The sequence below is a fragment of the Streptomyces sp. NP160 genome, assembly GCF_006335115.1.
Lineage (GTDB): Bacteria > Actinomycetota > Actinomycetes > Actinomycetales > Quadrisphaeraceae > Quadrisphaera.
In genome coordinates, this window is sequence record NZ_VDMJ01000069.1 from 1 (window position 1) to 4,490 (window position 4,490).

Sequence of the window (4,490 nt, forward strand, 5' to 3'; positions counted from 1 at the left end):
CGCGCGCGGGCGCCGCCTGGACGACCCGATGCTCATCGCCGTCGCCGTCCTCGAGGTCGCGCTCCTGGTGCAGGCCGTCGTCGGGTTCGTGGCCCTGGCGGTGACCGACCGCGCCGTCGACGGCGTCGTCTTCGGCAGCTACCTGGTCACCACGGTCCTCGTGCCGCCCGTCGGGGCGTTCTGGGCGCTGGGGGAGAAGTCGCGCTGGGGCACCGGGGTGCTGCTCATCGCAGCGCTGACCACCGCCATCCTCGTCGTCCGCCTCGAGCAGGTCTGGAGCACCGGTGCCTGACAGCCGTCCTGCCGCCCGCGCCTCGGGGGCCATGCGCCACGGGCCGGGCCGCGTGCTGGTGGCCGTCTACGCCGTGCTGGGCCTGTCGGCCACCGTGCGCGGCCTCTACCAGGTGCTGTTCCAGTTCTCCGAGGCGCCGCTGGCCTACCTGCTCAGCCTCTTCGCCGGGATCGTCTACGTGGTGGCCACCGCCGCGCTGGTGCGGGCCACGCCCGGCTCCTGGCGGGTGGCGCTGGTCGCGGTGCTGGTGGAGCTCGTGGGGGTCCTCACCGTGGGGGCGCTGACCGTCCTGGACACCGCCGACTTCCCCGACGGCACCGTCTGGGGCGAGTTCGGCCGCGACTACGGCTGGGTCCCGCTGGTGCTGCCGCTGCTGGGGCTGGCGTGGCTGCGGCGGACCCGTCCGGGCCGGTGAGACCGCGGTGACCCGCGACGCGCCGGCGCGCCCAGGTCCTCGTCGGGCCCTCGTGGTCGGCTGGTCCAGCGTCGTCCACGGCGAGGCGACCGCCGGCGACGTGCTGTCCATGCGCGCGGTCGAGGCGGCCCTGCTCGCCGCCGGCGTCCAGGTCGACCTCGCCTGGAGCCCGGTCATGGCCACCGCCCCCGGCGCCGGGGGAGTGGAGCTCCTCCTCGCGGACCCGGACGACTACACCGACCTCGTGTGGGCCTGCGGCCCGCTGCACGGCTGCCCGGTCGCCGAGGTGGCGGCGCGCTTCGCCGGGCTGCGCCGCACCGCCGTCGGCGTCTCCGTGGTCGACGACGACGACGAGGGCCTGGGCGCGTGGGACCTCGTCCTTCCCCGAGACGCCCCCGGGCGACCCGGCGTGCGCGACCTCGCCGCCGGCCCCGCCGCGGCGCTGGCCCGGGACCTGGCGGCGGCCGCGGCGCCGCCCACGCCGTCGTCCGGGCCGGCGGGCACCGGCGTGCTCGGGGTGTACCTGGCCCCCGGGCAGGCGGAGTACGGCGAGCGACGCCGCCACGACGCGGTGACCGAGGCGCTGGGGGAGCGGCTGGCCGCCTCGCCGCACGCGCGGCTGGCGCTGGACACCCGGCTGGACCCGCGCGGCTGGCGCGACCCGAGCACCCCGGCCGAGGTGCTGGCGCTGCTGCGCCGCTGTGACGCGGTGGTGACCATGCGGCTGCACGGGCTCGTGCTCGCGCTCGCCGCGGGGGTGCCCGCCGTCGCCGTCGACCCGGTGGCCGGCGGCGGCAAGGTGAGCGCGCAGGCTGCGGCGTGGGGGTGGCCGGCCGTGGTCGGGGCTGAGCAGCTCCTGGGCGGGGCGGCCGCCGGGTCGGCCCTCGGGTCGGTCGACGACCCGCTGGGCGCGCAGCTGGGCTGGGCGCTGGGGGAGCTGGGGCGCGCGGCCGCCCTGCAGGCGGCGCGGGAGGCCCCGGCCGCCGGGCGCGAGCAGCTGGAGGCCCTGGTCGCTGCTGTCCTCGCGTGAGAGGACCGGCAGCGCGCTGCGGACCGGTCGACCGGGGCCGAGGCCTGATAACGGAACCAAGCATGGTGATCATGACCTTCCCGGTGCGGCGCCGACCGCTGGTCGGCGCCGCACCGGGAGGAGCCCAGGGGAGCGCTCAGCCGCGCCAGTCGGCGCTGGGCACCCGCTGGTGGCGGAAGACCCACACCCGCAGCAGCAGGAAGCGCAGCACGGTCCCGGCGAGGTTGGCCGCGGTCAGCGCGACCACCTCCACCACGTGGGAGGCGCCCGGTGCGACGGCGTCCAGCAGCACCAGCGACCCCGACGTCAGGCCCCAGCAGATGGCGAAGACCACCAGGCCCTGCGCCTGGTGGCGCCCGACGTGGGCGCGTCCGCGCACCCCGAAGGTAAAGGCGCGGTTGGCGGCGGTGTTGGCCACCGCGGTGAGCAGCAGCGAGGCGAGGTTGGCGCCCTGGGGCCCCAGCACGGGCCTGAGCACCAGGTACAGCAGCGCGTAGGCCAGCGTGCAGGTCACCCCGACCACCGCGAAGCGCAGCACCTGGGACAGCAGCCCGGTGGGGGAGGTGGGGGAGGGGCGGGTGACCAGGGCGGCGTGCACGTCGGCCAGCGGCAGCTCCCCGCGGGCCAGGGAGGCGCCCAGGCGCGCCAGGCCGCGCAGGTCAGCGGCGGCGGTGGAGACGATGTCGACGCGGGAGTCGGGGTCGTCCACCCAGTCCACGGGCACCTCGTGGATCCGCAGCCCCGCCCGCTCGGCCAGGACGAGCAGCTCGGTGTCGAAGAACCAGCCGTCGTCGACCACCAGCGGCAGCAGCGCGGTGGCGGCCTCCTTGCGCATGGCCTTGAAGCCGCACTGGGCGTCGGAGAAGCGCACCCGCAGCGTCGAGCGCAGCAGAGCGTTGTAGCAGCGCGAGATCACCTCCCGCTTGGGTCCGCGCACCACCCGGGAGGCGCGGTGCAGCCGGGTGCCGATGGCGACGTCGGAGTGCCCTGAGACCAGCGGCGCCACCAGCGGGAGCAGCGCCGACAGGTCGGTGGACAGGTCCACGTCCATGTAGGCCACCACCTGCGCCGGGGAGACGGACCACGCCGCGCGCAGCGCCCCGCCGCGGCCCTTGCGGTCCAGGTGGACCACCGCCACACCGGCCCCGGGGCGACCCAGCTCCTCGGCCAGCGCCGCGGCGGTGACCAGCGTGGCGTCGGTGCTGGCGTTGTCGACCACGGTGATGCAGAACGAGTACGGGAGGTGCTCGCTCAGGTGGGCGTGCAGGGCCCGCACGCACCCGGGCAGGTCCGTCTCCTCGTTGTAGACCGGGACGACGACGTCCAGCACCGTCGTCTGCGCCGTCGTCCGCACCGGCGTCCGCACCGTCGTCTCCGCCGGCGCTGACCCGACCACCTCACCGGCGGCCGCGGCCTCAGCTGCGCCGGGGGTCGCACCGGGGGTCGGACCGCGACCGGCGGTGCGGCCCCCGGCGACGTCCGTGGTCAGGTCCGCGCTCAGGTCCGCGCTCAGGTCCGCGCTCAGGTCCGCGCTCAGGTCCGCGCTCAGGTCCGCGCTCAGGTCCGCGCTCAGGTCCGCGCTCAGGTCCGTGGTGAGGTCCGTGGTGAGGTCCAGCGGGTCGCCGTCGACGAGGCTCACGCCCACGACGCTGGGGCGGTCGGCTGGACCTGGCAGGTGCACCACCTGGGCGACCTCTGTGAGCCCGTGGCCCCCCGCCCCGGGCGCGCCGGCGCCGTCGCGCGTCGCACCGCTCACGGGTCACACCGGTCCACGCCCCCGAGCGTAGGCCCGCACCGCCGCCGTGGAGAGGTCCTCCAGGTCCCGGTCCTCCAGGGCCAGCACGGCCAGGGTGGTGGTGAAGGCCAGGCGCAGACCGCGGTCCGACAGGGGCAGGCCCGCCGGCCGCAGCGCACCGGTGCGCAGGTCGGTGGAGGGCCGCACCCGCAGCCACAGCGCGGCCGGGTCGGACCCGCGCAGCAGCGAGGCCAGCACCGCCCGGTCGGCGAGCCAGCCCGACAGCGCCGTGCGCGCAGGCTCGGGCAGCTTCCAGGACCGGGGAGCCAGCCCGCCCTCGATGCGCACGTGCGTGGCCACTGCCGGGCTGCCGGGGCGGCCGGACCCGTCGAGGCTGCCGGTCCTGGGGGGCCAGCCGTCACCGGCGTCGGTGGCGCCGGGGGCCAGGACGACGTCGCCGTCAGCGCCGTCAGCACCGTCCGCGCCGTCAGCACCGGCGTCATGCGCTCCGGCACGCGAGGCGCCTGCTCCGCCGGTGGTGCTCTCAGCGAACAGCGGGGGAGTGACCGCGTCCCCGTCGATGTGAGAACCACTGACCGGATCGATGTGAGGAGGCGCTGGTGTGCCGTGTGAGGTGACGGCAGGGGTCGTGTGAGTGGCGGTGTGAGTGGTTGTGTGAGTGGTCGTGTGAGTGGTCGTGTGAGTTTCAGTCGCGGTGGTTCCGTGTGAGGTCGTGACGTCGGCCAGGCGCAGTGTGGCCATGACGTCCTCGCGCTCCCCGGTGAGTGCGAGGAGGTGGACGTGGGCGCAGAAGCGGGTCCACACGGCCGGGTGCACGGCCAGGGGGCGGGCGTCGGGGTGGGCCTTGACCAGCAGCCGGCGGACGGGGTCGGGGTCGGGGCCGGGGGCCAGCGGCGGGGCAGGCATGCGCAGGACGCCGGACAGCGCGGCGGCGGTGCCCACCGGGACGGCGCCGGTGGTCTCCGCGTGCTGCGTGAGGGCTCGCACGGCGCTGGCG

Annotated in this window: 3 protein-coding genes and 2 pseudogenes; 3 read left to right on the forward strand and 2 right to left on the reverse strand. The window is 76.5% G+C overall.

What is annotated here, in order from left to right:
• The 3 genes and pseudogenes from FHN55_RS23025 to FHN55_RS21900 form a co-directional block, all read left to right on the forward strand.
• Nucleotides 1-292: pseudogene (locus FHN55_RS23025) on the forward strand (hypothetical protein); the annotation flags it as partial.
• A complete protein-coding gene (locus tag FHN55_RS21895) occupies nt 285-707 on the forward strand; it encodes a hypothetical protein (protein WP_257571196.1) in 423 nt (140 codons plus the stop codon). The pseudogene FHN55_RS23025 and the gene FHN55_RS21895, both read left to right, overlap by 8 nt.
• Nucleotides 708-714: 7 nt before the next feature.
• Nucleotides 715-1,737 (forward strand): polysaccharide pyruvyl transferase family protein, encoded by a 1,023-nt coding sequence (locus FHN55_RS21900; RefSeq protein WP_257571197.1) that lies wholly within the window; start codon nt 715-717, stop codon nt 1,735-1,737.
• Nucleotides 1,738-1,873: 136 nt separating this feature from the next.
• On the opposite strand, the gene FHN55_RS21905 is transcribed toward FHN55_RS21900, so the two are convergent.
• Both FHN55_RS21905 and FHN55_RS23030 read right to left on the reverse strand, forming a co-directional pair.
• Nucleotides 1,874-3,133 (reverse strand): bifunctional glycosyltransferase family 2/GtrA family protein, encoded by a 1,260-nt coding sequence (locus FHN55_RS21905; protein WP_218974925.1) that lies wholly within the window; start codon nt 3,131-3,133, stop codon nt 1,874-1,876.
• A 363-nt stretch (nt 3,134-3,496) separates the two neighbouring features.
• Nucleotides 3,497-4,490: pseudogene (locus FHN55_RS23030) on the reverse strand (hypothetical protein); the annotation flags it as partial.